Annotated in this window: 25 protein-coding genes and 1 riboswitch; of the genes, 4 read left to right on the top strand and 21 right to left on the bottom strand. The window is 63.0% G+C overall.

From position 1 onward, the window contains the following. Positions 1–7 precede the first annotated feature (7 nt). Entirely contained in the window at positions 8–433 is a 426-nt protein-coding gene (locus CKW09_RS18490; protein ID WP_095098757.1) for a GNAT family N-acetyltransferase, read from the bottom strand. 73 nt (positions 434–506) lie between these two features. Next, a riboswitch (TPP riboswitch) is annotated at positions 507–598 on the top strand. A gap of 35 nt (positions 599–633) precedes the next feature. On the opposite strand from CKW09_RS18490, the gene thiM reads away from it, so the two are divergent. The 3 genes from thiM (at position 634) to CKW09_RS18475 (ending at position 2,770) form a co-directional block, all read left to right on the top strand. Further along, entirely contained in the window at positions 634–1,428 is a 795-nt protein-coding gene (gene thiM / locus CKW09_RS18485; RefSeq protein WP_095098754.1) for a hydroxyethylthiazole kinase, read from the top strand. Continuing rightward, the gene (gene thiD / locus CKW09_RS18480) at positions 1,425–2,225 is read left to right on the top strand and encodes a bifunctional hydroxymethylpyrimidine kinase/phosphomethylpyrimidine kinase (RefSeq protein ID WP_095098751.1); all 801 of its coding nucleotides are present in this window, start codon (positions 1,425–1,427) and stop codon (positions 2,223–2,225) included. Before thiM ends, thiD begins: the two co-directional genes overlap by 4 nt. Positions 2,226–2,311: 86 nt before the next feature. After that, positions 2,312–2,770 carry an inhibitor of vertebrate lysozyme family protein gene (locus CKW09_RS18475; RefSeq protein WP_095098748.1) on the top strand — a complete coding sequence of 153 codons (459 nt, stop codon included), beginning with the start codon at positions 2,312–2,314 and terminating at the stop codon, positions 2,768–2,770. 40 nt (positions 2,771–2,810) lie between these two features. On the opposite strand, the gene gutQ is transcribed toward CKW09_RS18475, so the two are convergent. The 15 genes from gutQ to yegS all read right to left on the bottom strand — a co-directional run bounded on the left by gutQ (position 2,811) and on the right by yegS (position 17,593). Beyond that, positions 2,811–3,782, bottom strand: coding sequence for an arabinose-5-phosphate isomerase GutQ (gutQ, locus tag CKW09_RS18470; RefSeq protein WP_095098745.1), 972 nt, complete (start codon positions 3,780–3,782; stop codon positions 2,811–2,813). Beyond that, positions 3,775–4,548, bottom strand: coding sequence for a glucitol operon DNA-binding transcriptional repressor SrlR (srlR, locus tag CKW09_RS18465; protein WP_061796540.1), 774 nt, complete (start codon positions 4,546–4,548; stop codon positions 3,775–3,777). The genes gutQ and srlR overlap by 8 nt, the downstream gene beginning before the upstream one ends. Before the next feature lie 83 nt (positions 4,549–4,631). Then, the gene (gene gutM / locus CKW09_RS18460; protein ID WP_095098742.1) at positions 4,632–4,988 is read right to left on the bottom strand and encodes a transcriptional regulator GutM; all 357 of its coding nucleotides are present in this window, start codon (positions 4,986–4,988) and stop codon (positions 4,632–4,634) included. Between the two features lie 46 nt (positions 4,989–5,034). After that, entirely contained in the window at positions 5,035–5,814 is a 780-nt protein-coding gene (gene srlD / locus CKW09_RS18455) for a sorbitol-6-phosphate dehydrogenase (protein WP_095098739.1), read from the bottom strand. Positions 5,815–5,824: 10 nt separating this feature from the next. Further along, entirely contained in the window at positions 5,825–6,187 is a 363-nt protein-coding gene (srlB, locus tag CKW09_RS18450) for a PTS glucitol/sorbitol transporter subunit IIA (protein ID WP_061796544.1), read from the bottom strand. 22 nt (positions 6,188–6,209) lie between these two features. After that, positions 6,210–7,181 (bottom strand): PTS glucitol/sorbitol transporter subunit IIB, encoded by a 972-nt coding sequence (gene srlE, locus CKW09_RS18445; RefSeq protein WP_095098736.1) that lies wholly within the window; start codon positions 7,179–7,181, stop codon positions 6,210–6,212. A gap of 14 nt (positions 7,182–7,195) precedes the next feature. After that, positions 7,196–7,744, bottom strand: a complete 549-nt coding sequence (srlA, locus tag CKW09_RS18440) for a PTS glucitol/sorbitol transporter subunit IIC (protein ID WP_095098733.1) — start codon at positions 7,742–7,744, stop codon at positions 7,196–7,198. 234 nt (positions 7,745–7,978) lie between these two features. Beyond that, positions 7,979–9,028 carry a class I fructose-bisphosphate aldolase gene (gene fbaB, locus CKW09_RS18435; protein ID WP_061796546.1) on the bottom strand — a complete coding sequence of 350 codons (1,050 nt, stop codon included), beginning with the start codon at positions 9,026–9,028 and terminating at the stop codon, positions 7,979–7,981. 203 nt (positions 9,029–9,231) lie between these two features. Continuing rightward, positions 9,232–9,918: a GntR family transcriptional regulator gene (locus CKW09_RS18430; protein WP_061796547.1), complete on the bottom strand. Its 687-nt coding sequence runs from the start codon at positions 9,916–9,918 to the stop codon at positions 9,232–9,234. A 98-nt stretch (positions 9,919–10,016) separates the two neighbouring features. Further along, on the bottom strand, positions 10,017–11,348 hold the full coding sequence (locus tag CKW09_RS18425) for an MFS transporter (protein ID WP_095098730.1): 1,332 nt from the start codon (positions 11,346–11,348) through the stop codon (positions 10,017–10,019). Between the two features lie 14 nt (positions 11,349–11,362). Next, positions 11,363–12,841, bottom strand: a complete 1,479-nt coding sequence (locus CKW09_RS18420; RefSeq protein WP_095098727.1) for a mannitol dehydrogenase family protein — start codon at positions 12,839–12,841, stop codon at positions 11,363–11,365. Positions 12,842–12,895: 54 nt separating this feature from the next. Beyond that, positions 12,896–14,185: an MFS transporter gene (locus CKW09_RS18415; protein WP_095098724.1), complete on the bottom strand. Its 1,290-nt coding sequence runs from the start codon at positions 14,183–14,185 to the stop codon at positions 12,896–12,898. An 89-nt stretch (positions 14,186–14,274) separates the two neighbouring features. Then, entirely contained in the window at positions 14,275–15,291 is a 1,017-nt protein-coding gene (locus tag CKW09_RS18410) for a Zn-dependent oxidoreductase (protein WP_095100255.1), read from the bottom strand. 14 nt (positions 15,292–15,305) lie between these two features. Next, positions 15,306–16,520, bottom strand: coding sequence for a D-mannonate dehydratase ManD (gene manD, locus CKW09_RS18405; RefSeq protein WP_061796552.1), 1,215 nt, complete (start codon positions 16,518–16,520; stop codon positions 15,306–15,308). Between the two features lie 173 nt (positions 16,521–16,693). Beyond that, positions 16,694–17,593, bottom strand: coding sequence for a lipid kinase YegS (yegS, locus tag CKW09_RS18400; protein ID WP_061796553.1), 900 nt, complete (start codon positions 17,591–17,593; stop codon positions 16,694–16,696). Between the two features lie 25 nt (positions 17,594–17,618). On the opposite strand from yegS, the gene CKW09_RS24615 reads away from it, so the two are divergent. Beyond that, positions 17,619–17,834, top strand: a complete 216-nt coding sequence (locus CKW09_RS24615) for a hypothetical protein (protein WP_145957255.1) — start codon at positions 17,619–17,621, stop codon at positions 17,832–17,834. A 242-nt stretch (positions 17,835–18,076) separates the two neighbouring features. On the opposite strand, the gene trhP is transcribed toward CKW09_RS24615, so the two are convergent. From trhP to mdtD, 5 genes are all read right to left on the bottom strand, one after another. Further along, positions 18,077–19,429: a prephenate-dependent tRNA uridine(34) hydroxylase TrhP gene (trhP, locus tag CKW09_RS18395; protein WP_061796554.1), complete on the bottom strand. Its 1,353-nt coding sequence runs from the start codon at positions 19,427–19,429 to the stop codon at positions 18,077–18,079. A gap of 178 nt (positions 19,430–19,607) precedes the next feature. After that, positions 19,608–19,946 (bottom strand): YegP family protein, encoded by a 339-nt coding sequence (locus tag CKW09_RS18390; RefSeq protein ID WP_095098721.1) that lies wholly within the window; start codon positions 19,944–19,946, stop codon positions 19,608–19,610. Between the two features lie 232 nt (positions 19,947–20,178). Then, the gene (baeR, locus tag CKW09_RS18385) at positions 20,179–20,895 is read right to left on the bottom strand and encodes an envelope stress response regulator BaeR (protein WP_061796591.1); all 717 of its coding nucleotides are present in this window, start codon (positions 20,893–20,895) and stop codon (positions 20,179–20,181) included. Next, a complete protein-coding gene (gene baeS, locus CKW09_RS18380; RefSeq protein ID WP_061796593.1) occupies positions 20,895–22,277 on the bottom strand; it encodes an envelope stress sensor histidine kinase BaeS in 1,383 nt (460 codons plus the stop codon). Before baeS ends, baeR begins: the two co-directional genes overlap by 1 nt. After that, complete coding sequence (gene mdtD, locus CKW09_RS18375; RefSeq protein WP_095098718.1) at positions 22,274–23,704, bottom strand: MFS transporter; 1,431 nt, start codon at positions 23,702–23,704, stop codon at positions 22,274–22,276. The genes baeS and mdtD overlap by 4 nt, the downstream gene beginning before the upstream one ends. Positions 23,705–23,713: the final 9 nt, after the last annotated feature.

The raw sequence follows: 23,713 nt of genomic DNA, 5'->3' as shown, positions 1-23,713 counted from the left end.
GGCGCCCTTATTTGGCCGGAGAGTGCAGCAGATAGTAGTCTTCGTCGCCGTCGTTGCCGGTCGAGATGATGCGCCAGCCGTGCTTGCGATAGAACGTCAGCGCCTTTTCGTTTTTCACCAGGCATTTCAATGCGCCGGTGGCGGTGAAGGTGCGCTCCGCCGCCTGCAGCAGGGCGCTGCCGACGCCGCGCGGCGGCAAAAGGGGATCGACATACAGGTTATGGATGAAGTTGTCGGCGCGGTAAATCGACACGAACCCCAGCAGCTTGCCGTCCTCCTCCGCCACCCAAATGTCTTCGCCCAGCGTCGCACGATCGAAATCCTCCAGCCGGTAACCGTCGGTATTGCGCCACGGAAACGCCGCCTTGCGCGACGCCAGGTACAGGGTGCGCAGGAACGGGCGATCGGCTTCCCGGTAGGGTCTTGTTTGCATGGCGTCTCCTGGTTGTTTTTTTTGCCACTACTATAGCGCGATTGACCTCGTCGGCGGCAAGCCCAATAATGGCGTTCTTGACTCGGGGTGCCCGTTAGGGCTGAGATTTTACCCGTATTACCTGATCTGGATTATGCCAGCGTAGGGAAGTCTCGGTGCCCAACCGGTACCCGCCTTCTTGAACGCCGGTTGGGAGGAATATGCTCGCTCGACCTGATGCTTTACCCGGCGCCCGCGCCGCGGCCTGTCTGACCCAATTCAAACAGCGACCCCCGCTGATCCACTGCCTGACCAACGAGGTGGTGCAATCGCTCACGGCCAACGTCTTGCTGGCGCTCGGCGCTTCGCCGGCGATGGTGGTGGAGCCGAGCGAAGCGGCGCAGTTCAGCGCAGTGGCCGACGCTTTGCTGATCAATATCGGCACCCTCAATGCGCCGCGCGCCGAATCTATGCTGGCGGCGGTGGCGGCCGCCAACCGGGCGGGTACCCCCTGGGCGCTGGATCCGGTGGCGGTCGGCGGGCTGGCCTATCGCACCGCGTTCGCCAAACGGTTGCTGGATGAGAAACCGGCGGCGATCAGGGGCAACGCGTCCGAGATCATGGCGCTCGGCGGCCTGCAGGCCAGTGGCCGCGGGGTGGACAGCGCCGACGATTCGTTGGCCGCATTGCCCGCCGCACGCGAGCTGGCGCGCAGCAGCGGCGCAATAGTGGCGGTGACCGGCGCGGTGGATTACGTTACCGACGGCCGGCGCGAGTGGGCGGTCGCCGGCGGCGATGCGCTGATGACGCGGGTGGTGGGTACCGGCTGCGCGCTGTCGGCGGTGGTTGCCGCCTTTTGCTGCCTGCCGGGCGAGCGGCTGGATAACGTCGCCACCGCCTGCCGGGTGATGGCGCACTGCGGCGGCCTGGCTGCCGCCGCTGCCGCCGGGCCGGGCAGCTTTACCCCGGCGTTTCTCGACGCGCTGTACCGCCTGCGCGCGGAGGAGCTGCAATGAAACGCATCAACGCTTTGACCATCGCCGGCACCGATCCCAGCGGCGGCGCCGGCATTCAGGCCGATCTGAAAACCTTCTCGGCGCTGGGCGCGTACGGCGCCTCGGCGATCACCGCGCTGGTGGCGCAAAATACCCGCGGCGTGCAGTCGGTTTACCAGATTGAACCGGCGTTCGTTGCCGCCCAGCTGGATTCGGTGTTCAGCGACCTGCGCATCGACAGCGCCAAAATTGGCATGTTGGCCAACGCGGCGATCGTGCAGGCGGTGGCCGAGCGGCTGCGCCATTATCGGCCGGCGTTTGTGGTGCTGGATACCGTGATGCTGGCGAAAAGCGGCGATCCGCTGCTGGCGCCGGAGGCGGTGGACTCGATCCGTCGCGAGCTGCTGCCGTTGGTGTCGATCATCACGCCGAACCTGCCTGAAGCGGCGGCGTTGCTGGAGTGCGCCCCGGCGGAAAACGAGCGGCAGATGCGCGAGCAGGGGCGGGCGCTGCTGGCGATGGGCTGCCAGGCGGTGCTGATGAAGGGCGGCCACCTGAGCGAAAGCGAAAGCCCGGACTGGCTGTTTGCCGCCGGGCAGGAGCAACGCTTTACCGCGCCGCGCGTCGCCACTCGCCATACGCACGGTACCGGCTGCACGCTGTCGGCGGCGTTGGCCGCGCTGCGCCCGCGTCACGATGACTGGGCGGCGACCGTCGCCGCCGCCAAGGACTATCTGCAAAAGGCGCTGCAGCAGGCGGATACGCTGGAAGTGGGGCACGGCATCGGGCCGGTGCATCATTTCCACGCCTGGTGGTGATCCAACTTTTCGCCGTCGTTGTGGTCTGACTGGATCCAGGCCCGGCCGCCGCCGGGCGTGATCGGACTCAACAAGGGAGAAGGGCCATGACAGGACAACGTGCACTCCGCAGCGCCGTTTTCGGCGCGTTACTCAGCTTCAGCGCGGGCGGCTTCGCCCAGCAGATCGTCACCACCTCGGACGTGATCCAGCAGCCGGGTTATCAAACCAGCTGGCAGAATATGATGAAGGGGCAGGCCAGGCTGCCGGGTTGGGCGCGCAAGGGCATCGGCACCTCGACGCCGGCGCAGAGCCTGAGCTGGCAGGGGCAGAACTATCTGGTGGGCAACCTGTGCAAGCCGCATGACTGCGCCAACAACTTTTTGATCGTGGCGTTCAAAGAGGACAAATCGCAGGCCTGGGGCGTGCGCGTCGAGGTGGAAAACCGGCCAGAGGCTATCGATCATCCGAAGAAATACGCCCGCTATCAGTGGCTCGGCAAGCCGAACGATGACATCAAGGCGTTGCTGAAGAAACAGTTCGAGGATAATCCCGACTGGAAGTAACCCCGCAGGGGCGCGGTTCGCCGCGCCCCATGCCCGGGAGTCAGCCGATGCCGGCCTGATGCAGATCGTGCAGGTTGATGGCGCCCACCAGCACGCCCTCCAGGTCGACCACCGGCGCGGCGCTGATATGCTGTTCGTGCAGGGCCTCCAGCGCTTCGCCGGCGCGCCACTGTTCCGGCAGCCGGTAGCCGGGGCGGGTGATCGCCGGGCTCAGCGCATCCTGCAGGCTGTTGCCCTTCACCAGCCAGCGGCGCAGGTCGCCGTCGGTAAATACCCCCACCACCTTCCGCTGCGCATCACATACCGCCACCAGCCCCAGCCCGGTGCGGCTCAGTTCCAGCATCGCCTCCATCACGTTGGCGCTTTCGCTGACCTTCGGCAGGCGATCGCCGGTGCGCATCAGGTGATGCACCCGGTTCAGCAGGCGTGCGCCCAGGCTGCCGCCCGGGTGCGAGCGGGCAAAGTCCTCGGCGTTGAAACCGCGTTGGCGCATCAACGCCATCGCCAGCGCGTCGCCCATCATCAGGGTATTCACCGCGCTGGAGGTGGGCGCCAGCCCCATCGGGCAGGCTTCGCGCTCCACGCTGATGTCCAGCACGCAGGCTGCGCCCTGCGCCAGCGGCGACTCTTTGCCGCCGGTGATGGCGATCACCGGAATGCCGTTTTCCGCCAACAGCGGCAGGATCAGATCCAGCTCTTTGGCGCGGCCGGAGTAAGAGATAAACACCACCACATCGTCGGCGCCGATCATGCCGAGATCGCCGTGCAGCGCCTCCGCCGGGTGAACGAAGAACGACGGGGTGCCGGTGCTGGCCAGCGAAGCGGCGATCTTCTTGCCGATGTGGCCGGATTTGCCGATGCCGGAAATCACCGCCTTGCCGCGGCAGTTCAGCAGCAGTTCGCAGGCGCAGACGAAGTTGTCGTCCAGCCGCGCCAGCAGGCGCTGCGCTTCGGTCAGCTCGATTTCCAGCGTTTCGCGGGCGAAGGTGATCAGGGCGTTCGCGTTACTCATCGGGGTCTCCTACCAGAATGATATTGATGCCTTTTGCCTGCAATGCGGCGAGATAGTCCGGATTGATGTCTTTATCGGTGATCAGCGTGTCGACGGCGCCCAAATCGCACACCACGTTCGGGCTTTTGCGGCCGAACTTCGACGAATCCACCAGCAAAACAATGCGCCCGGCGGCCTCGCACATCGCCTTGCTGACGTTGTGCACCTCGTTGAAGGTGGTGACGCCGGCGTTGAGGTCGACGCCGTCCGCGCCGATGAACAGCTTGTCGAAGCTGAACTGCTGGAAGGCCGACTCCGCCAGGCTGCCGTGGAACGACGCCGATTTTTTGCGGTAGGTGCCGCCGGGCATCAGGATAGTCTGATCGTTATCCAGCTCCACCAGCGCATTGACGATGGTCAGGCTGTTGGTCATCACCGTGATGTTATTGAACTGCGCCAGATGCGGCACCATCTGCAGCACCGTGCTGCCGGCGTCGAAGATCAGCGAATCGCCGTCGTCGATCAGTTTGATGGCGGCATAGGCGATCTGGCGTTTCTTTTCGGTATTGATGTGGGTTTTTCGGTCGATCGGCTGGTCGCCGTCGTCGCGGCTGAGCACCACGCCGCCGTAGGTGCGGATCACTTCACCTTCGTCTTCCAGCAGGGTGAGGTCCTTGCGAATGGTGGTGCCGGTGGTGGAGAAATGCTCGGCCAGGGCGTCCACTGCCGTTTTGCCATGCCGCTGCAGATATTCAAGGATAGCGGCCTGCCGCTGCTTTGGTTTCATCGCGATTCCCGTTCACAAGAGTTGAGCATTTCCCCTCAGCGAATAATTCAATATGAAAGGTAATGTCTTTTAATGTGAAAATATCATGATTTGGGTGCAATCGCTAACGATAGTGCAGACCGGCATGCGCGATCCTCGGGGAAGATCACATCCGGGCGCAAATCCCGCTGATGCAGGCCGTGCAGATGCGCCAGCGGCTGCGGCCGGGCGAAGATGGTCAGGCCGCGCATCAGCATGCTGCCGCATACCCGGCGATCGGCGTCGAAGGCCAGCGCCAGCACCACCCGCGGGCGGAAACGGCCGCCGGAGCGCCCCACGCCGACGGCGCCGAGCCGGCACAGGCGATCGAAGGCGCGGTTGAAGCGCCGCAGCTGCCACCAGCCGAGGGCGATTTGCAGCAGCCAGGCCAGCACCGCGAAGAGAATCAATGCTTGAGTCATAAAGCCTCCGTAGCCCCCCGTTGAGGTGCGGGGGGCGGTGCGGGCGTCAGAACATTATCTGGCCGCCGGTGATGTTGATCGATTGACCGGTGCAATACGACGCCTTGTCGCTGGCGTAGAACAGCAGGGTATTCAGCACGTCCTGGTAGTCGCAGCCGCGCTTCAGCGGCACTTTGTCGGTGTAGTATTTCTCGACCTGGTCCGGCTCGATGCCCAGCTTTTGCGCGTACTGCGGCAGCAGCGACTGGAACATCGGCGACTTCAACAGGTTACCGAGCATCAGCGAATGCACGGTGATGCCGTAATCCGCCAGATCGAGCGCCAGCGACTGCGTCAGCCCCACGCCGCCGAACTTGGCCGCGCTGTAGCCGGCATTGTGCTTGCTGCCCACTTTGCCGGATTTGGAGTTGATTTGAATGATGCGCCCGGCGATGCCGTCGCGGATCATCAGGCGGGAAAACTCGCGGGCGCAGAGGAAATAACCCACCAGGTTGACCTGCAGCGAGCGGTCGAAGTCGCCCAGCAAAAAGTCGGTGATCGGCGCCGCCTTGGCGATGCCGGCGCTGTACACCAGCAAATGGGTTTGGCCGAACTGCCGGTCGACCGCCGCCGCCAGCGCAATCACGCTCCGTTCATCGGTGGCGTCGGCCTGGAAGCCGCAGGCGCTGCCGGCGCCGTATTCGTCGTTAATCTGCTGCGCCACCCGGTGGGCGTTGTCGGCGTTCAAATCGGCCACCGCCACGCGGTAGCCCGCTTGCGCCAGGCCGTGAGATAAAAATGCGCCTAACGTTTGGCCGCCGCCAATCACTACAGCTACTTCAGACATGCTCTACTCCTTATGCGATAAATGACAGCGTGCTGCCGACCGGAATATCGGCCGGCGTTGGGCCGGATACGTGGATCGAACCCGGAAATTCGGCCTGGCTTTCACCGTCGAAGCGCACGGTGACGTGCCCCAGCTCACGCAGGTTCTGGGTGGCGACGCTGCCGACGGCGGTGATGGCGTAGCGCCGCTGCGCCAGCTCCATCACGCCGCCGGCCTGCAGTTCGCCGGTGGTCGCGCCGTGCCGGTGGATAAAGCAGAACGCTTCGATGTCCGCCGGCGCGCCTTCACGGAAGGTGATCAGCATGTCGTCCTGCAGCGCATCGCGGGCGCAGTCGCCGATCTGCGTGATGGTGGTGTGGAAAATGGTGTGCATGAGGTTCTCCCTGCAAGGCAACTTATTGGTAAATGAAGGCCGAAGCGGCCCAGGCCAGCAGCACCGTCGGCGCGCCGGTCAGAAAGCGCCCGACCAACACCGAAGGCACGCCGACCCGCACGGTGTCCTGCTTGGCTTCCGCCAGCGACAGACCGACCGGAATGAAGTCGCAGGCCGCCTGTGCGTTGATGGCGAACAGCGCGGGCAGCGCCAGCTGCGGCGGGATATGGCCGAGGCCGATCTGCACCCCGACCAGCACGCCGATCACCTGGGCGATCACCGCGCCGGGGCCGAGGAACGGCGACAGCAGCGGAAATGAACAGATCAGCGCCAGCGTCACCAGCCCGATCGGGCTGTTGGCCAGCGGCGTCAGGCCGTGGGCGATAAAGTCCCCGAGGCCGGAGGCCATGATGATGCCGATCAGGGCCGAGACGAACGCCATAAACGGCAAAATGGTCTTCAGCACCGTATCTATGGTGTCGCGCCCGGCCTGGAAGAACACCGCCACCACCGAGCCCATGCCCATGCCGACCTTGGCCAGCAGGCCGTCGCTCTGTTCGGTGATCTTCTTGCCGGCGTCGTACTCGCGGGCCTTGGGCGCCGCCTGCGCGGCCGCCGCGGGGCCGCTTTCCACCCGGCTGATGTTGTGGTCGCGCACGCCGGAAACGTAAATGTCTTCGAGGATAAACTGCGCCAGCGGGCCGGACTGGCCGGTGGCGTGAATGTTGACCGTCGGAATGCGGCGCTTCGGATACAGGCCGCAGCGCAGGGTGCCGCCGCAGTCGATCACCGCCACGCCGATCTCTTCCGCCGGCGGTTCGCCTTCCTTGAAACCGTCGACGGCGGGCCAGCCGGTCAATTCGCTGAGGCGATCGACGATCGAAGGCCGGGTGCCGGCGGTGATGTACACCACTTTCTTGCCGGGCTCGATCGGCAGCTCTAACGGGCCGCCCCAGCCGCTGGCGCCTTTTTCAATACGGATATAAGCACTCATGCTGCGCTCCACGATTAAAGTTGCACCTGGCGATCCAGGCGGATGCCCATCTTGCGTTCGAACAGGCTGGTGGTGAGGTCGGTGATCCAGCCGCGGAAGAAGTTGGTGAACAGACCCACCAGGAAATAGCTCACCGCCAGCGGGCCGAGCGGCAGGCCGAGGGTGGTGAGGCCGCTGGCGATGCCGAGGTACACGAACAGCTCGCCGGGGTTGATGTGCGGAAACAGACCGTTCATCGAGTGGCAGCTGTAAGAGGCCGCGGCGTAGTAGCTGGGCTTGTATTTCTCCGGCATGAATCGCCCCAGGCTGAGGGTCATCGGGTTGCAGAAGACAAAGGTGCCGATCAGCGGCAGCAGCAGATAGCGCGAGACCGGGTTGCCCGCGCAGCGCTGCGCCAATCGTTCAATACGTTCCTGGCCGACAAATTTGATCAGCGCGTTCATGATAACCAACAGGCTGATCAACAAAGGTAAAATTCCGGTCACCATGCCGACAAACACTTCACCGCCTTTCTGAAACAGGCCGATAAACCATTCGGCGCCGTGGGTGATTAGATCAATCATTTTTTTCTCCTGTAATGGATGGCATGGCCTGGAGCTAAACGCGGCTCTGTCGCCATGGGCCTTACAGTAGTGGCTTTATGCGGCCATTTGTTTTAAATAGATCACAGTTTGAAAGATAAATATTTTATTTTGAAAGATTAAATCGAAAGGAAAGGAAGTTTTACCGAGGGGGGAGCGGCGAGCGGGCACAAAAAAGCCCGGCGAACCGGGCTGGGAACCCGCGCGTCGCCAGGCTCAGGCAATGGTGACCTGCTTGTCCAGATAGGCGTCCTGCACCGCATTGATCAGCGCCACGCCCTCTGTCATCGATTTCTTGAACGCTTTGCGTCCCAGGATCAGGCCCATGCCGCCGGCGCGTTTGTTGATGACCGCGGTGCGCACCGATTCCTGCAGGTCGTTTTCACCGGCGGCGCCGCCGGAGTTGATCAGCCCGGCGCGGCCCATGTAGCAGTTGGCCAACTGGTAACGCACCAGATCTATCGGATGATCGCTGGTCAGCTTGCTGTAGACGCGGTCATCGGTATAGCCGAATTTCACCGCGCGGTAGCCGCCGTTGTTTTCCGCCATTTTCTGTTTGACGATATCGGCGCCGATGGTGGCGGCGATATGGTTGGCCTGGCCGGTCAGGTCGGCGCTGGAGTGGTAGTCCACGCCGTCCTTGTTGAACGCCGGGTTGCGCAGGTAGGCCCACAGCACGGTGACCATGCCCAGCTCGTGCGCGCGCTCGAAGGCGGCAGAGATCTCTTCAATCTGGCGGCGCGACTGCTCGGAGCCGAAGTAAATGGTGGCGCCGACCGCCACCGCGCCCATGTCGAACGCCTGCTCGACGCTGGCGTACAGGGTCTGGTCGTACTGGGTCGGGTAGCTCAGGGTTTCGTTGTGGTTCAGCTTGACCAGGAACGGGATCTTGTGGGCATAGCGGCGCGAGACGGACGCCAGTACGCCGTAGGTGGAGGCCACGCAGTTGCAGCCGGCCTCGATCGCCAGCTCAACGATGTTTTTCGGATCGAAATACAGCGGGTTGGCGGCGAACGACGCGCCGGCGGAGTGCTCGATGCCCTGATCGACCGGCAGGATCGACAGGTAGCCGGTGCCGGCCAGGCGGCCGTGGTTGAGCAGGGTTTGCATCGAGCGCAGTACGGTATTGGGGCGGTTGTTATCAATCATGATCCGGTCGACGAAGTCGGCGCCCGGCAGGTACAGGTTTTCGGCGGGGATAGTGGTACAGCGGTGTTGCAACAGGTCTTCCGCTTCCTTTCCTAACAACTGTGCTATATCAGTCATGACTTACTCCTGATTGAGCTTTTCATACACCGGCAGCCCAGGGTCTCTGACCACCGGCGCAGTAAAAGCGGTGATTGAAGCCGTTAAAGCGATACTACTGAACTTGCTGTGACAAGGAGAAACAATAGATGCGATTGAGAGGAAATGCCATTTGCGCGGCCAAATACGCGGGAGCGATCGCTCCCGGCGGGATAACTGACTGATTATTCTGCCTCGAACCACTCGGTGTTCTGCAGGGCGATCGGCGTGATCGAATAGATCATCTCCTGCAGATGCTCGTGGATGGCGCGCTCGGCGGCATCCGCGTCCTGCGCCTTCAGCGCCGCGTAAATGCGGTAATGTTGCTGGATCAGGCTTTCCGGCGGCGAGACCTCGCTCAGGCTGAGGAAGCGCACCCGGTCCATGGTGGCCTTGATGGTTTCGATGGTTTCCCAGGCCAGCGGGCAGTCGGCGAACTGGGTCAGCAGCTGGTGGAACGCGTCGTCCAGCGCCAGAAATTCGCGCGTTTGCCGGTTCTGCGCCGCCAGCTCCTGGCGATGCAGATTATGCTCCAGCGTCATCAGCTGTTCGGGCGTGATGCGCTGCGCCACGCGGCGCACGATGGCGCACTCCACCGCCTGGCGGATAAAACGCCCGTCGGCCACCCGCTTGGCGGAGATCTTCATCACGAAGGTGCCGCGCTGCGGCAGGATCTGCACCAGCCCGGCTTCCGCCAGCTTGATAAAGGCCTCGCGCACCGGCTGGCGCGAAACGTTGAAACGGGTGGAGATCTCTTTCTCGGACAGCAGGGTGCCGGGAGGAATGCTGCAGTCGACAATATCCTTGCGCAGGAAACGGTAGATCTGCTGGTTGACCGGGACGGTGTTGGTGAGACTGTACGTTTCAGACATGGCGTCAATCAGGCATCAGGCTGGAATTCGAATGCCACCATACTAGCAGATTATTGTCTGACGGCGGGTGGATAAATCCACCCGCCGAATAGGCCAACTTAATGATGCCAGTCCTGATATTCCTGTTTGCGCCGCTGCGGCGCGGTTTCCGGCATCAGGCTCAGGCCGATGGCCGACACCACCCCCAACACCATCATGTAGCCCGCCAGGCCGTAGTAGTGGCCGCCGGTCACCTGCAGGATTTTCACCGCCACCAGCCCGAGCACGCCGCTGCCGATCAGCGAGCCGATCTGCCAGATCAGCGCGATGCCGCTGCAGCGAATGCGGGTCGGGAACAGCTCGGGGAAGTAGGACGCCTGCGGGGCGTAACACATGCTGTGGCCGAGCGTCAGCACCAGGATCATGGCGATCTGGGTCACCCAATAATTGTCGAGGTTGATGGCCATAAAGAACGGCACTATGCAGATCACCTGCAGCAGCGCGCCGGCGATGTAGACCGGTTTGCGGCCCAGCCGGTCGGAAAGGTGGCCCATCAGCGGGATGGCGAAAATTTCCAGCACCACCGCCACGATCATCGCCTCCAGCAGAATGCTTTCATCGAGGTGGTTAGCCTTGCCGTAGGCCAGCACGATCACCGTGAACATGGCGAAGGCGCAGGCTTCGATCAGCTTGGCGCACACCCCTTTGCCGATCAGGCCGGGGTAGGTGCGGGCCACCTCCACCACCGGCCGGCTTTCCACCGCCTTGGTGGCGCGGATCTGGGTGAAGACCGGCGACTCGTCGATCTTCAGGCGAATGAACAGCCCGACAATCACCAGCAGCAGGCTGAGCAGGAACGGAATGCGCCAGCCCCAGTCGAGCATCTGCGCCGGCGACAGCAGGGCGGTCAACAGGGCGAACAGCCCGGACGGCAACAGAAAGCCGGCCGGCGCGCCGATTTGCACCCAGCTGGCGTAGAAGCCGCGGCGCGCCGGCGGCGAGTATTCGGCGGTCATCAGCACCGCGCCGGCCTGCTCGCCGCCGACGCCGAAGCCCTGCAGCACGCGGATGAAAATCAGCGCGATCGGCGCCCAGATGCCTATTTTTTCATAGGTCGGCAACAGGCCGATGCAGAAGGTGCCGAGGCCGACGATCAGAATGGTGATCACCAGCGCTTTCTTGCGCCCGACCTTATCGCCGATGTGGCCGAATACGATGCCCCCCAGCGGGCGGGCCAGAAAACCGACCGCATAGGTGGCGAAGGCCGCCAGCGTACTGACCAGCGGATCGGCGTTGGGGAAGAACAGCTGGCCGAAGAACAGCACCGCGGCGGTGCCGTAGGCGAAAAAGTCATAGTATTCGGCCGCCGTGCCTATCGCCGAGGCGCTGGCGACGCGCCGCAGCAGCGGTTGGTTGCCGTCGGTCACGGCGTCATGCGGAGTAGCAGTCATCAGGAATCTCCCGGTTAGCTGGCGTGGGTGGGCAGGGCGGCGACGGCGGCTTTGGCGCCCAGCGCCAGCAGCCGTTGATAGGCTTCGCACACGGCGTTGACGAAGACGGGCGTGTCAGGCAGGTCGCGGCCGAATACCGTTTCCAGCTGCAACAGCGCCAGCACCCGCGGCCGGCCTTCCTCGCTGCCGGCCACCAAATCGGCCAGGCGTTCGCTCAGCGGATCGCTGATGGCGATGGCCCGGCCCTGTTCGTCCCGGCCGCCGACGTAGCGCATCCAGCCGGCTACCCCCAACGCCAGGCACGCGAAATTGCCGCCGTGCGCCAGATGCCAGCGAATGGCGTCCAGCAGCCGCTGCGGCAGTTTTTGCGTGCCGTCCATGGCGATCTGCCCGGTGCGGTGTTTCAGCGCGCGGTTGCGGTAGCGTTGCAGCAGCGAGTCGGCGTACTGCGCCAGATCGACGCCCTGCAGCCGCAGGGTCGGCGCCTGTTCCGCCAGCATCAAATGGCGCGCGGCGCGCGCGAAATCCGCATCCTGCATGCAGTCGCTGATATGCTGATAACCGGCCAGATAGCCGAGGTAGGCGAGGAACGAATGGCTGCCGTTCAGCATGCGCAGCTTCATTTCTTCGTACGGCAGCACGTCGCTCACCAGCTCGGCGCCGACCCGTTCCCACGCCGGGCGGCCCTGCGGGAAATTATCTTCGATCACCCACTGGCTGAACGGCTCGCAGGCCACCCCGATCTCGTCGTCGATGCCGCCCAGCAGGCTCTGCAGCTGGCGGCGGGTTTCCGGCGTCACCGCCGGGACGATGCGGTCCACCATGGTGGAAGGGAAGGCCGCTTCGCGCCGTACCCACTCGGCCAGCCCGGCGTCCTGCCGCTGCGCCAGCTGGGTGATCACGGTGCGCGTCACCTGGCCGTTGGCCGGCATGTTGTCGCAGGACATCACCGCGAACGCCGGCAGCCCGCGCTCGCGGCGCAGGCGCAGCGCCGCGAGGATCAACCCGGGCGCCGACCGCGGCTGCAGCGGGTGCGCGATGTCGTGCGCGATGTCCGGATGGTCCGTCATCAGGTCTCCGCCGGCGGGGTGATGGCAATAGCCTTTCTCGCTGACGGTCAGCGAGACGATGGCCACTTCGGGCCGCGTCATGGCCGCCAGCACCGCCGCCAGCCCGTCGGCCTGCAGATGCAGCGCCTGGCGCACCACGCCGATCACCCGGCCCTGCCAGCCGTCGTCGTCCATCTCCGCCACCGAGTACAGCAGCTCTTGCCGCTGCAGGTCGGCGATCTTTTGCTGGCCGTGCTGCAGGCTTATCTCGCAGTAGCCCCAATCGCTGGCGTGCTCGTTGGCCAGTTTTTCGGCATACAGCGCCTGATGGGCGCGGTGAAACGCGCCGAAGCCGAGATGCACGATGCGCGGTTGCAGTCGTTCACGCGGGTAGCCGGGGCGGGCAATGGCCGCCGGCAGCGCGCTGTCGCTGGAAAGTCTCATGCTGAATATCCCTGAAAAGAGGTCTGAAAGGGCCGCGCGCGGCCCCGTGCCGTTTTATGGTTTTAATGTGTGCGCCTGCGCCGCAGGGCGCGGCGCTTTGATCACCAGCAACACCAGCAGCGCGCCGAGCGCCGCCACGCCGCCGGCCAGCATAAAGGCGCTGTCGAACTTGCCGGTGTTTTGCACGATGTAGCCGGTGACGATCGGCCCGACGATGCCGGAAACGCTGCCGACCAGATGAATAAAGCCGCTGGCGCCGCCGACCCGGGATTTATGCACCACGTCCTGAATGATCGCCCAATAAATGGCGCCGGTGATGTAAAGGAAGAAAATGGAAACCGACATCAATATCACCGCCGGCACCACGCTGCTGACGGCGCCCGCCAGCGCCACGCACACCGCCGCCGCCAACAGGCTGGTCACCAGCACTATCTTGCGCGACAGCAGCAGCTTGCCGGTAATGTTGAAAATCTTGTCGGAGATATAGCCGCCGAGCGCCAGCCCGACGAAGCCGACGATCCAGGGGATCACCGTGGTCAGGCTCATCTCTTTGAGATTCAGGTTATGCGCCTGCACCAGGTACGACGGGAACCAACTGAGGAAGAAAAACAGAATATAGTTGTAGCAGAAGAAGGCGAAGGCGGTGACCAGGATGATCGGCTGCTTCAGATAATAGCCCAGCCCGTGGGCGGCGTTGCTCAGCTCTTCTTCCTCGCCGTGGCTTTCCAGCTTTTGCCGGTCGATCAGCGCCAATTCACCGGCGCTGACGCGTTTGCTCTTCGCCGGGTTATCCGCCACCACGAAGAACCACACCAGCATCCAGACGATGCCGATGGAACAGATGATCATGAACGCCGGCCGCCAGCCGAACGCCAGCGCCAGATAGCCGACGATCGGCCCGGCCACCGCGCCGCCCAGCGGCGAGCCGGCGCTGAGCAGGCCCATGGCGGTCGCCGCCTGCTTCTTCGGGAACCAGCCGTTGATCATTTTGTTGGCGGAGGCGCAGATCGGCCCTTCGGCCATGCCGAACAGGATGCGCAGGATCAGCATCGAGTAGAAGCCGGTGGCGACCGCGGTCATGCCGCAGAAAATTGACCACAGGCCGACCGCCACCCCCAGCACCAGGGTGGGGCCGAACTTGTCCACCGCCAGCCCGCCGATAAAGTTGAAAATGGCGTAGCCGAAGAAGAAGCTGCCGAAGATGAAGCCGAACTGCTCGGCGTTCAGCATCAGGTCTTTTTCGATCATCGGCACGGTAATCGACAGCGCGACGCGGTCGAGATAGTTGATCATGTAAACCATGAACAGCAGGAATACGATGGTCCAACGCAGGTTTTTAAACATAAAAGCACTCCACTTGGTGTCGTTTTAATCGTGATGCTTTGTAGTCTGCATGGGCGGCCACAGGCCGCCCGTTGCCCCGGTGATGACAATTAATCGAACTGCAATAACACCTTGCAGCAGGTGCGCTGATCCCGTTCGAACATCAGCATCGCCTGCTCAACCCGATCGGCCGGCAGGCAGTGGGTGAGCAGCCGCTGCGGATCGATTTTTCCCGCCGCCATCCAGTCGATCACCTGCGGAAAGCGCGCGCTGTTGAGGCGCGAGGAGAAGATCGACAGCTCCTTGCTGGTGATGCTCTGTTGGGTGAGGGTGCAGGCCTCGCCGGAGAAGCCCATGATGCCGATGCGCGCCGCCGGCGAGGCCAGGGCGATCGCCTCCTGCAAAATGGCCGGGTGGCAGGCCGCATCGACGATCAGCGTCGGGCGGATGCCGCGTTCCAGCAGCGCCTGCGGCAGCGAAGCCTCGGCGTTGTTGAATGCCCAGTCGGCGCCGTTCTGCCGCGCCATTTCCAGCCGCTCGACGATGCGATCGGTGACGATCACCTGTTTGACGCCATAGACGCCCTTCAGCGTCTGGATCACCGTCAGCCCCATCGGCCCGGCGCCGTAGACCAGCGCGATATCGTCGGCCCTGGGCTGCAGATGAGCGGTGATGTTGGCGGCGATGGTGAAGGGCTCGACCATCGCGGCGTGGCGATCGCTGATGGCGGCCGGGATCGGGTAGGCGTTGCGCGCCGGGGCGCAGGCGTAGTCGCTGAAGCCGCCGTCGCGGTGCACGCCGATCACCTGCAGTTCGGTGCAGACGTTGGGGCGGCCGACCGAGCAGGGGTAACAATGGCCGCAGCTCACCACCGGATCGACCGAGACGCGTTCGCCGATGCGCTGGGGATCGACGCCGGCGCCCACCGCATCGATCAGGCCGAAGAATTCGTGGCCGATCACCCGCGGGTAGTTGGCGAATGGGTTGTGGCCATGATAGATGTGCACGTCGGAGCCGCAGATGCCGGCAAATTTCACCCTCACCCGCACTTCGCCGGCCGCCGGCTGCGGCAGCGCGCGTTGCTGGATGGCCAACCGGCCGGGCTGTTCAATCACTACGCTGCGCATGCCGCGGCGTTCGCTTACCAGTTCCATAAGGTGCCGTCCTCCAGGCGCGCCACCGGCAGGTAGGCCGGCTCATAGGGGTAGCGGGCCGCCCGCTTTTCATCGAACTCGATGCCCAGCCCCGGCTTGTCGCCCGGGTGCATATAGCCGTCGTTGAAGCTCCAGTTGTGCGGGAACACCTCCAGCATCTGCTCGGAATAGCCCATGTATTCCTGCACGCCGAAGTTCGGCACCCACAGGTCGAAGTGCAGCGCCGCCGCCATGCAGATAGGCGACAGGTCGGACGGGCCGTGCGAGCCGGTGCGCACCTGATACAGCGAAGCGAAGTCGGCGATGCGCCGCATGCCGGTAATGCCGCCCGCGTGGGTCAGGGTGGTGCGGATATAGTCGATCAGCTGTTCTTCGATCAGCTGTTTGCAGTCCCAGATGCTGTTGAACACTTCGCCGACGGCGATCGGCGTGACGGTGTGCTGGCGGATCAGGCGGAAACACTCCTGGTTTTCCGCCGGGGTCGGATCTTCCATCCAGAACAGCCGGTACTGCTCGATGCTTTTGCCGAAGCGCGCCGCTTCGATCGGCGTCAGGCGGTGATGCATATCGTGCAGCAGGTGCTGGTCGAAGCCGAATTTGTTGCGCACCGCCTCGAACAGCTTAGGGGTGAAGTCGAGGTACTTTTCCGTCGACCACAGCTGCTCTTCCGGCCAGTCGCCCTTGGTGGCCGGTTCGTAGGCCAGGCCTTTGCCCTTGGCCATGCCGTAGGTGGTTTTCATGCCCGGCACGCCGCACTGGGCGCGGATCGCCTTGAACCCCAGCTCTTTATGCCTGGCGTAGTCGTCGAGCACTTCGTCGATAGAGTGGCCGGTGGTGTGGCAATAGACCATCACGCCGGTGCGCGACGCGCCGCCCAACAGCTGATACAGCGGCATATTGGCGGCTTTGCCCTTGATGTCCCACAGCGCCATGTCGACGGCGGAGATGGCCGACATGGTTACCGGGCCGCGCCGCCAGTAGGCGCCTTTGTAGAAGAATTGCCAGATGTCTTCTATCTGATGCGCATCGCGGCCGATCAGCTGCGGGCAGACGTGATCTTTCAGATAGGACGCCACCGGCAGCTCGCGGCCGTTCAGCGTGGCGTCGCCGATGCCGGTGATGCCGTCGTCGGTGGTGATCTTGAGCGTGACAAAATTTCGGCCCGGACAGGTGACGAACACCTCGGCGTTAACAATTTTCATAACCTTCACATCCTGTAGCTGCGGGTAGAGATAATGGCGAAAAATACGCCATGAACTAACTACCATACAAGTATGAAATGACGAATTTGCCGGGAGGGATCACATTTAATCGCTGCGGGGGAAACGGCGGATCGGGAAAGGCAAGGGGCGCAGAGCAGGCTGCGCCCGGTCAGTCAGCCCAGCAGGGCGCAGTTGGGCGGCAGGCGGCACTCGATCGCCTGCGGCAGCACCTCGATGCGAAAGTGCCGGCCCTTCAGCGGCTCGCCGTCGAGGTTAAAGGTCATTTCATGCGGCGCGTCGATCTCCAGCCACGGCAGCGCGGCGCTGATGATGTTCTTGTTCTCTTCGTCGCTGAACAGGGCGGCCACCAGCGCCGGCAGCAGTTCGTCGGCCATCAGCAGCCGCAGCTGCAGCAGGCCGTCGTTGATCAGCGCGTCCGGGCACAGCTGCTGGCCGCCGCCGGCCTGTTTGCCGTTGCCGATGCCGATCACCAGCGCATTGCCCGACCAGTGGAAGTCCGGCCCGCGGATTTCGCAGCGGTCGGCCTGCAGCTGGTCCATGCGCAGCAGCCCATGGACGAAGTAGGAAACGCCGCCCAGCGCCGCCTTGAGCTTTTCCGGCGTTTCGGTGGTGATGCGGGTGCCGAAGCCGCCGGTGGCCATGTTGATGAAATAGCGCCGATCGTTGACCTTCGCCAGGTCGATCGGCACCGCGCGGCCCTTAATCGCCAGCTGCAGCGCCTGTTCCGGCGCCAGCGGAATATTGCAGGCCACGGCGAAATCATTGGCGGTGCCGAGCGGCAGAATGCCCAGCGCGGGCCGGTGCGGGGCCGGCAACTGAACCAGCGCGGCGGCCACTTCATTGATGGTGCCGTCGCCGCCGCCGGCCACGACCGTGCCGGCGCCCAGCCGGACGGCTTCTTCGACGTAGCGCGCGGCGTCGCCGTGTTCCCAGGTGACGCGCACGTGCAGGGTCAGCTGTTCTTCACGCAGCCGTTGCACGGCGAGGCGCAGCTCTTCGTTGCCGGCGCCTTTTCCATTGATGATAAGCAGCGCTGGTGCTGGTTGATGCATTCCCGATATCCCCGGCTGAAAACAGATGATGACCAACGATAAACTACCCGTCGGCGGCAAACCATCGGAATATTCAGTTAATTCTGATGTTGGTTCGTCCGGCAGTGATTATTTCTGTCGGATTGGCTTAATAGGATATTTGCAGTGGCAACGCAGTCGCATTTTATCCGGGCAGGTTATTCATCGTTATAGCGCTATTTATATATCGATGTTTACCTGTTTGCGTTATTCAAACGAATAAGCTGGATTAAATGAAAATAATACACAGGCCGATTCGCAGGGGGCGGAATGGCCGCCGTGGCAAAGAAAAAGCCAGCCCAAGGGAGATTGGGCTGGCTAAGGAGGTGGTTCCTAGTATTGCTATGCAGATATTTTCGTTATTCGTTTTAAGCAGGCAGATGGTAACCAAGCTGCGCGCACATTGATGTGATCCAATTCTAATATTTGCTAAAAATCGCCACCTCATGATGGCGATTAGGATTTTTACGCCTCGGGGCTATTTCCGTCCGCCAAATTGCGGATCAGCAGCGCGTAATTGAGATCGATATCCTGCGGGATCGGCAAATAAACGATGTGGCCGTTGCCCGGCGCCACCTCAATCGGCTCGTCCTTCTTGTTGCGCATGCTCTCCAGCCTGAACGACACGTTGCCGCCGGGGGTCATCATCTCTACGCTGTCGCCGAGCATGAATTTGTTTTTCACGTCCACCTCGGCCCAGCCGTCGCGCCGCACGCCGGTGAATTCGCCGACGAACTGCTGGCGCTCGGACAGCGACGAACCGTAATCGTAGTTCTGCTGCGCTTCATGCACGTGGCGGCGCAGAAAGCCTTCGGTATAGCCGCGGTGCGCCAGGCCTTCCAGCGTGGTGAGCAGGCTGGGGTCGAAAGGCTTGCCGGCGACGGCGTCGTCGATCGCCCGGCGATAGACCTGCGCGGTGCGTGCGCAGTAGTAGAAGGATTTGGTGCGCCCTTCGATCTTCAGCGAATGCACGCCAAGCTGCGTCAGGCGCTCCACGTGCTGGATGGCGCGCAGATCCTTGGAGTTCATGATGTAGGTGCCGTGCTCATCCTCGAAGGCGCTCATGTACTCGCCCGGTTTTTGCGCTTCGGACAGCATAAACACCTGGTCGGTCGGCGCGCCGATGCCCAGCGTCGGTTCCACGTTCTGCACCGGGATCGGCTCGTGCATGTGCACGATATTGCCGGTGTCGTCTTCCTTGCCTTCCTCGGCCTTGTACTGCCAGCGGCAGGCGTTGGTGCAGGTGCCCTGATTGGGATCGCGCTTGTTGATATAGCCCGACAACAGGCAGCGGCCGGAATAGGCCATGCACAGCGCGCCGTGCACGAAGATCTCCAGCTCCATCTCCGGCACCTGGGCGCGGATTTCGGCGATCTCTTCCAGCGACAGCTCGCGCGACAGGATCACCCGGGTCAGCCCCATCTGCTGCCAGAACTTCACCGTCGCCCAGTTGACCGCATTGGCCTGCACCGACAGGTGGATATCCATCTGCGGGAAGGCTTCGCGCACCATCATGATCAGGCCGGGATCGGACATGATCAGCGCATCCGGGCCCATGTCGATCACCGGCTTCAGATCGCGCAGAAAGGTTTTCAGCTTGGCGTTGTGCGGGGCGATGTTCACCACCACGTAAAACTTCTTGCCGAGCGCATGGGCTTCGTTGATGCCCAGCGCCAGGTTTTCGTGGTTGAACTCGTTGTTGCGTACCCGCAGGCTGTAGCGCGGTTGGCCGGCGTAAACCGCATCGGCGCCATAGGCGAAGGCGTAACGCATGTTTTTCAGCGTTCCGGCCGGGGAGAGAAGTTCCGGTGTAAACATAGTCTGTCTCGGTCTGATTTCAGGTCAGTACTACACCACCCAATGGTGCAGTAAAAGCGGGGAATTGTAGCGGCAGCGCGGCAATAAATCAGCAGTTAACCGGATTTATTCAGGGGAGATTGATCCTGGTCATGAGAAAAACGCGCGATGGGGCCACCGCGCGCGAGGAAAGGCGAAATCAGGCGCTTAAATCACGCACGTCGGTGGCCGGGCCGTTTTTAATGACCGACTGAATGCCGTTTTTGGCCGCGCTTTCGGAGCTGTACATTTCGCTGACGCCGATCACCTGATGGTTCTTGGCTTTCAGCACAAAGTACGGCTGGTTGCTGTTGCTGTGCTTCAATTCATATTGCGCCTTGTGCGGCGAGTTGGTTTGCACCGAGGCGATGCCGTTTTCCGCCGACGCTTTGCTGGCGTACATCTCGCTGGCCAGAATGATCTCGCCGTTACTGGCTTTCAGGTTGAAGTGATACTGTCCGTTCTTTGCTTTTTTCAGCTCATAATGACCGATTGCCATGGTTCTTCTCCTGTTGGTTCCGATAGGTGATGTAAGTGTAGCCAATAGCTTGAAAATCGGCGGCTAATAAACTTCACCAGCGCAAGCATAGACTAAAAAACGCGCGGTTTTTTTGCGCCGGCCTTGAGTTTCGCGCAGCGGATGCCGCTGCAGCACGGGAAGCTAACGGAGGAGGGGGAATAGCGCAAAGTTGCGTGGGGCGCCGAGCGAAGGCTGGGCTCAGCAACCGGGCTTACAGCCCGTTCACCAGCCGGCAGGGCTCGGCCTCCCAGCGGTAACCCACGCCGTATACCGAACGGATAAAGGATTTTTCGCCGTCGATCAGCTCCAGCTTGCGCCGCAGGTTTTTGATGTGGCTGTCGATGGTGCGGTCGGTGACCACCCGGTAATCGTCATAGAGATTGTTCAGCAGCTGCTCGCGTGAAAATACGTTGCCCGGCTGGCTGGCCAGGGTTTTCAACAGGCGGAACTCCGCCGGCGTCAAATCCAGCATCTGCCCCTGATAGCTGGCCTGAAAGCGCGGCTCGTCGATGTGCAGCAGAGAGTCTTCCCGCGCCATCTCCTGCGGCCGGTAGCTGCGGCGCAGAATGGTTTTCACCCGCGCCACCACTTCGCGCGGGCTGTAAGGCTTGCAGATGTAATCGTCGGCGCCGATCTCCAGGCCCAGCAGGCGGTCGATCTCTTCGATCTTCGCCGTCACCATCACGACCGGCACGTCGGTAAAGCGGCGCAGGTCGCGGCATACCGTCAGGCCGTCGCTGCCCGGCAGCATCAGATCCAGCAGGATCAGCGCCGGCGGTTGCTGCTGCACCGCCGGCACCACCTCGCTGCCGTTGGTCAGCCAGTGGGTGGCGTAGCCCGCCGCCTGCAGGTAATCCACCAGCAGTTGGCCCAGCTTGGGCTCGTCTTCGACAATCATGATTTGCAGCGGTTGATTCAGAGATTCCATCATGGCGCCTTATTTTTATTCGGGGTGGCAAATTCTACTGTAATCCGCACGCCGCCCAAAGGCGAGTGCTGCGCGGCGATCTTCCCGTCGTGCGCTTCGACGATATTATGACAGATCGCCAGCCCCAGGCCGGAACCGCCGCTGGCGCGGTTGCGTGAACCTTCGGCGCGGTAGAAGCGTTCGAAAATGCGCACCAGCTGCTGATCGTTGATGCCGGGCGCGCTGTCCTGCCAGTAAATCAGCAGTCGGCCCGGCTGCAGCTCTGCGCCGATCTCCAGCTTGCCGCCGGCGTCGGTGTAACGCAGGCTGTTTTCCAACAGGTTGTTGAACAGCTGATTGAGCCGATCCGGGTCGCCGAACAGCGGCGCCTGAGCCGGCAAACGGGTGACGATCTCCAGCCCTTTGGCGCGGAAGCGTTCGCGGAAGGCGGCGACGGCGATCAGCAGCAGGTGCACGCAGTCGACCGTCGATTTGCGGTAGGCCAGCGCGCCGAGGTCGGAGAGCGAGAGCTGGTGCAGGTCATCCACCAGTTTGGTCAGGGTCGACACCTCGGCCTGCAGCGAGCTGAGCGAGGCGGCGGTCGGCTGGCGCACGCCGTCCTGCAGCGCCTCCAGCTCGCCGCGCAGCACCGCCAGCGGGGTGCGCAGCTCGTGCGACACGTCGGCCATAAAGGCGCGGCGCATCTGTTCGTTTTTTTCCAGCGAGGTGGCCAACTGGTTGAAGTCCTGCGCCAGCCGGCCCAGCTCGTCCTGGCTGCTGACCGCCACGCGGGCGGTAAAATCCCCCGCCGCCAGCCGGTGGGTGCCGGCCACCAGGCGTTTGACCGGCGCCAGCATGCCGCGCGACAGCAGCCAGGTCACCGCCGCCGCCAGCAGGGTGGACAGCGCGACGATAATCCAGCTGGTGCGCCGCTGCTGGCGATCGAAGTTGATGTCGGTATTGCGCGTCAGGCGCTCTACCGGGGTGGTGATCACCCAGCCGACGATCTCGTTGTTGTAGCGGATCGGCAGGCGCGGCCCTTCCTTCGGCACCGGGCCGGAATGGCCCACCAGCCGGTTGAACTGGCTGTCCACCACCCAAAACTGGGTGCGCCAGCCCTTGGGCGGCAGGTTGTGGCTGCTGTCGCTGTTCTGTTCGAACGAGCGCATGATCTGATAAACCACCTGATCGTTGTTGCGCAGGAACACCCAGTTGCCGTGGCGGCCGTATTGCTCTTCCAGCGCTTCGCCCAGCATGCTGATGCGCTGTTCGTTGCTGTGTTTGATGTAATCGATAAAGCCGCGTTCAAAGCTGACGCGCACCCCCCAGTGCATGGTGATCAACACCAGCAGGCAGGTGGCCAAAATGGCCAGGAACAGCTTCCCGGTAATGCCTATCTTCATTGAAGCCTCGTTGAGCCGGTGCCCGGCTCTTTGGTCAGGGTGCGGTTTGGCGCGGTATCGGCCGGCACCCGGGCGAAAGCCAGCGCGGGCAGGGCGATGATGAGCGCCATGCAACAGTAGCTATAAATGAATGCGCTGTGAATGGCCGGGCTGTCGGCCACCACCTGATGATGGGCGAAACTGCCGATCAGAATGCCGGCCACGCTGACGCCCAGGCTCATCGACAGCTGCATCACCATCGACAGCAGGCTGTTGCCGCTGCTGGCCAGCCGGTCCGGCAGATCCTTCAGCGTCAGGGTGTTCATCGCCGAGAAGCGCAGCGAATTGACCATGCCCTGCAAGAACAGCACCAGCGGCAGCAGCCAGACCCCGCCCAGCATCGCCACCAGCGGGAAGCTCAGGCTGAGCAGCGCCAGCATCAGCGTGGCGGCCACCAGCACCTTGCGGTAGCCGAAGCGGTTGACCACCTGCACCACGATGCGTTTCATGCCCATGCTGCCGATGATCATCGGGATCATCATCAGCCCGGCGTGGAACGGGGAGAAGCCCATGCCTACCTGCAGGAACAGCGGCGTCATAAACGGCAGCATGCCGCTGCCGATGCGGCCGAGCAGGCTGGCGATCAGGCCTATTTTATAGGTTGGGGTGCGGAATAAACGCAGCGAGAACAGCGCCCGGCCGTTGCCCTGCGCGTGCCACCAGTAGCCCGCCAGCGCCGCCGCGCCCAGCGCCACCAGCCCGGCGACGGTCAGGCCGGAAAGCCCCATGCCCTTGTGGCCGTCCAGCGCCAGCGTCAGCGTCGCCATGCCGATCGCCAGCATGATGAAGCCGCTGATGTCGAAGCGCCGCGTCTGCATCTGGTAGTTGGGCATCAGCAGCAGGGTGGCGATGGCGCCGGCGATGCCGACCGGGATGTTGATCAGGAAAATCCAGTGCCAGCTGGCGTACTGCACCAAAAAACCGCCCAGCGCCGGCCCCATCAGCGGGCCGATTTGCCCCGGCAGGGTGACGAAGGTCATCGCCGCCATATACTGCTCGCGCGGCACGATTTTCATTACCGTCAGCCGGCCGACCGGCACCATCATCGCGCCGCCGACGCCCTGGATGACCCGCGAGGCGATCAGCTCGTTGAGGGTTTCCGCGCGGGCGCACAGGATAGAGCCGAGGGTGAACAGCACGATGGCGCTGAAAAACACCCGCTGCACGCCGACCCGGTCCGCCAGCCAGCCGCTGGCGGGCAGCATCACAGCCACCGTCAGCACGTAAGAGACGATCACCGACTGCATGCGCAGCGGGTTTTCCCCCAGGCTGACGGCCATCGAGGGCAGGGCGGTGTTGACGATGGTGGTGTCCAGCGTCTGCATAAAGAAACCGAACGCCACTATCCAGAGTTGCCACTGCACCGTGGCAGTGTGTTTCATCAGCATCGTTCGGCC

The organism is Serratia ficaria (genome assembly GCF_900187015.1).
Classification (GTDB): domain Bacteria; phylum Pseudomonadota; class Gammaproteobacteria; order Enterobacterales; family Enterobacteriaceae; genus Serratia; species Serratia ficaria.
This window is presented reverse-complemented; position numbering and strand designations above follow the sequence as displayed.

What these genes read in the sequence shown, in the direction of transcription:
- CKW09_RS18490 (WP_095098757.1), bottom strand. Translation starts at nt 433, where the DNA reads ATGCAAACAAGACCCTACCGGGAAGCCGATCGCCCGTTCCTGCGCACC.
- thiM (WP_095098754.1), top strand. Translation starts at nt 634, where the DNA reads ATGCTCGCTCGACCTGATGCTTTACCCGGCGCCCGCGCCGCGGCCTGT.
- thiD (WP_095098751.1), top strand. Translation starts at nt 1,425, where the DNA reads ATGAAACGCATCAACGCTTTGACCATCGCCGGCACCGATCCCAGCGGC.
- CKW09_RS18475 (WP_095098748.1), top strand. Translation starts at nt 2,312, where the DNA reads ATGACAGGACAACGTGCACTCCGCAGCGCCGTTTTCGGCGCGTTACTC.
- gutQ (WP_095098745.1), bottom strand. Translation starts at nt 3,782, where the DNA reads ATGAGTAACGCGAACGCCCTGATCACCTTCGCCCGCGAAACGCTGGAA.
- srlR (WP_061796540.1), bottom strand. Translation starts at nt 4,548, where the DNA reads ATGAAACCAAAGCAGCGGCAGGCCGCTATCCTTGAATATCTGCAGCGG.
- gutM (WP_095098742.1), bottom strand. Translation starts at nt 4,988, where the DNA reads ATGACTCAAGCATTGATTCTCTTCGCGGTGCTGGCCTGGCTGCTGCAA.
- srlD (WP_095098739.1), bottom strand. Translation starts at nt 5,814, where the DNA reads ATGTCTGAAGTAGCTGTAGTGATTGGCGGCGGCCAAACGTTAGGCGCA.
- srlB (WP_061796544.1), bottom strand. Translation starts at nt 6,187, where the DNA reads ATGCACACCATTTTCCACACCACCATCACGCAGATCGGCGACTGCGCC.
- srlE (WP_095098736.1), bottom strand. Translation starts at nt 7,181, where the DNA reads ATGAGTGCTTATATCCGTATTGAAAAAGGCGCCAGCGGCTGGGGCGGC.
- srlA (WP_095098733.1), bottom strand. Translation starts at nt 7,744, where the DNA reads ATGATTGATCTAATCACCCACGGCGCCGAATGGTTTATCGGCCTGTTT.
- fbaB (WP_061796546.1), bottom strand. Translation starts at nt 9,028, where the DNA reads ATGACTGATATAGCACAGTTGTTAGGAAAGGAAGCGGAAGACCTGTTG.
- CKW09_RS18430 (WP_061796547.1), bottom strand. Translation starts at nt 9,918, where the DNA reads ATGTCTGAAACGTACAGTCTCACCAACACCGTCCCGGTCAACCAGCAG.
- CKW09_RS18425 (WP_095098730.1), bottom strand. Translation starts at nt 11,348, where the DNA reads ATGACTGCTACTCCGCATGACGCCGTGACCGACGGCAACCAACCGCTG.
- CKW09_RS18420 (WP_095098727.1), bottom strand. Translation starts at nt 12,841, where the DNA reads ATGAGACTTTCCAGCGACAGCGCGCTGCCGGCGGCCATTGCCCGCCCC.
- CKW09_RS18415 (WP_095098724.1), bottom strand. Translation starts at nt 14,185, where the DNA reads ATGTTTAAAAACCTGCGTTGGACCATCGTATTCCTGCTGTTCATGGTT.
- CKW09_RS18410 (WP_095100255.1), bottom strand. Translation starts at nt 15,291, where the DNA reads ATGCGCAGCGTAGTGATTGAACAGCCCGGCCGGTTGGCCATCCAGCAA.
- manD (WP_061796552.1), bottom strand. Translation starts at nt 16,520, where the DNA reads ATGAAAATTGTTAACGCCGAGGTGTTCGTCACCTGTCCGGGCCGAAAT.
- yegS (WP_061796553.1), bottom strand. Translation starts at nt 17,593, where the DNA reads ATGCATCAACCAGCACCAGCGCTGCTTATCATCAATGGAAAAGGCGCC.
- CKW09_RS24615 (WP_145957255.1), top strand. Translation starts at nt 17,619, where the DNA reads ATGATGACCAACGATAAACTACCCGTCGGCGGCAAACCATCGGAATAT.
- trhP (WP_061796554.1), bottom strand. Translation starts at nt 19,429, where the DNA reads ATGTTTACACCGGAACTTCTCTCCCCGGCCGGAACGCTGAAAAACATG.
- CKW09_RS18390 (WP_095098721.1), bottom strand. Translation starts at nt 19,946, where the DNA reads ATGGCAATCGGTCATTATGAGCTGAAAAAAGCAAAGAACGGACAGTAT.
- baeR (WP_061796591.1), bottom strand. Translation starts at nt 20,895, where the DNA reads ATGGAATCTCTGAATCAACCGCTGCAAATCATGATTGTCGAAGACGAG.
- baeS (WP_061796593.1), bottom strand. Translation starts at nt 22,277, where the DNA reads ATGAAGATAGGCATTACCGGGAAGCTGTTCCTGGCCATTTTGGCCACC.
- mdtD (WP_095098718.1), bottom strand. Translation starts at nt 23,704, where the DNA reads ATGCTGATGAAACACACTGCCACGGTGCAGTGGCAACTCTGGATAGTG.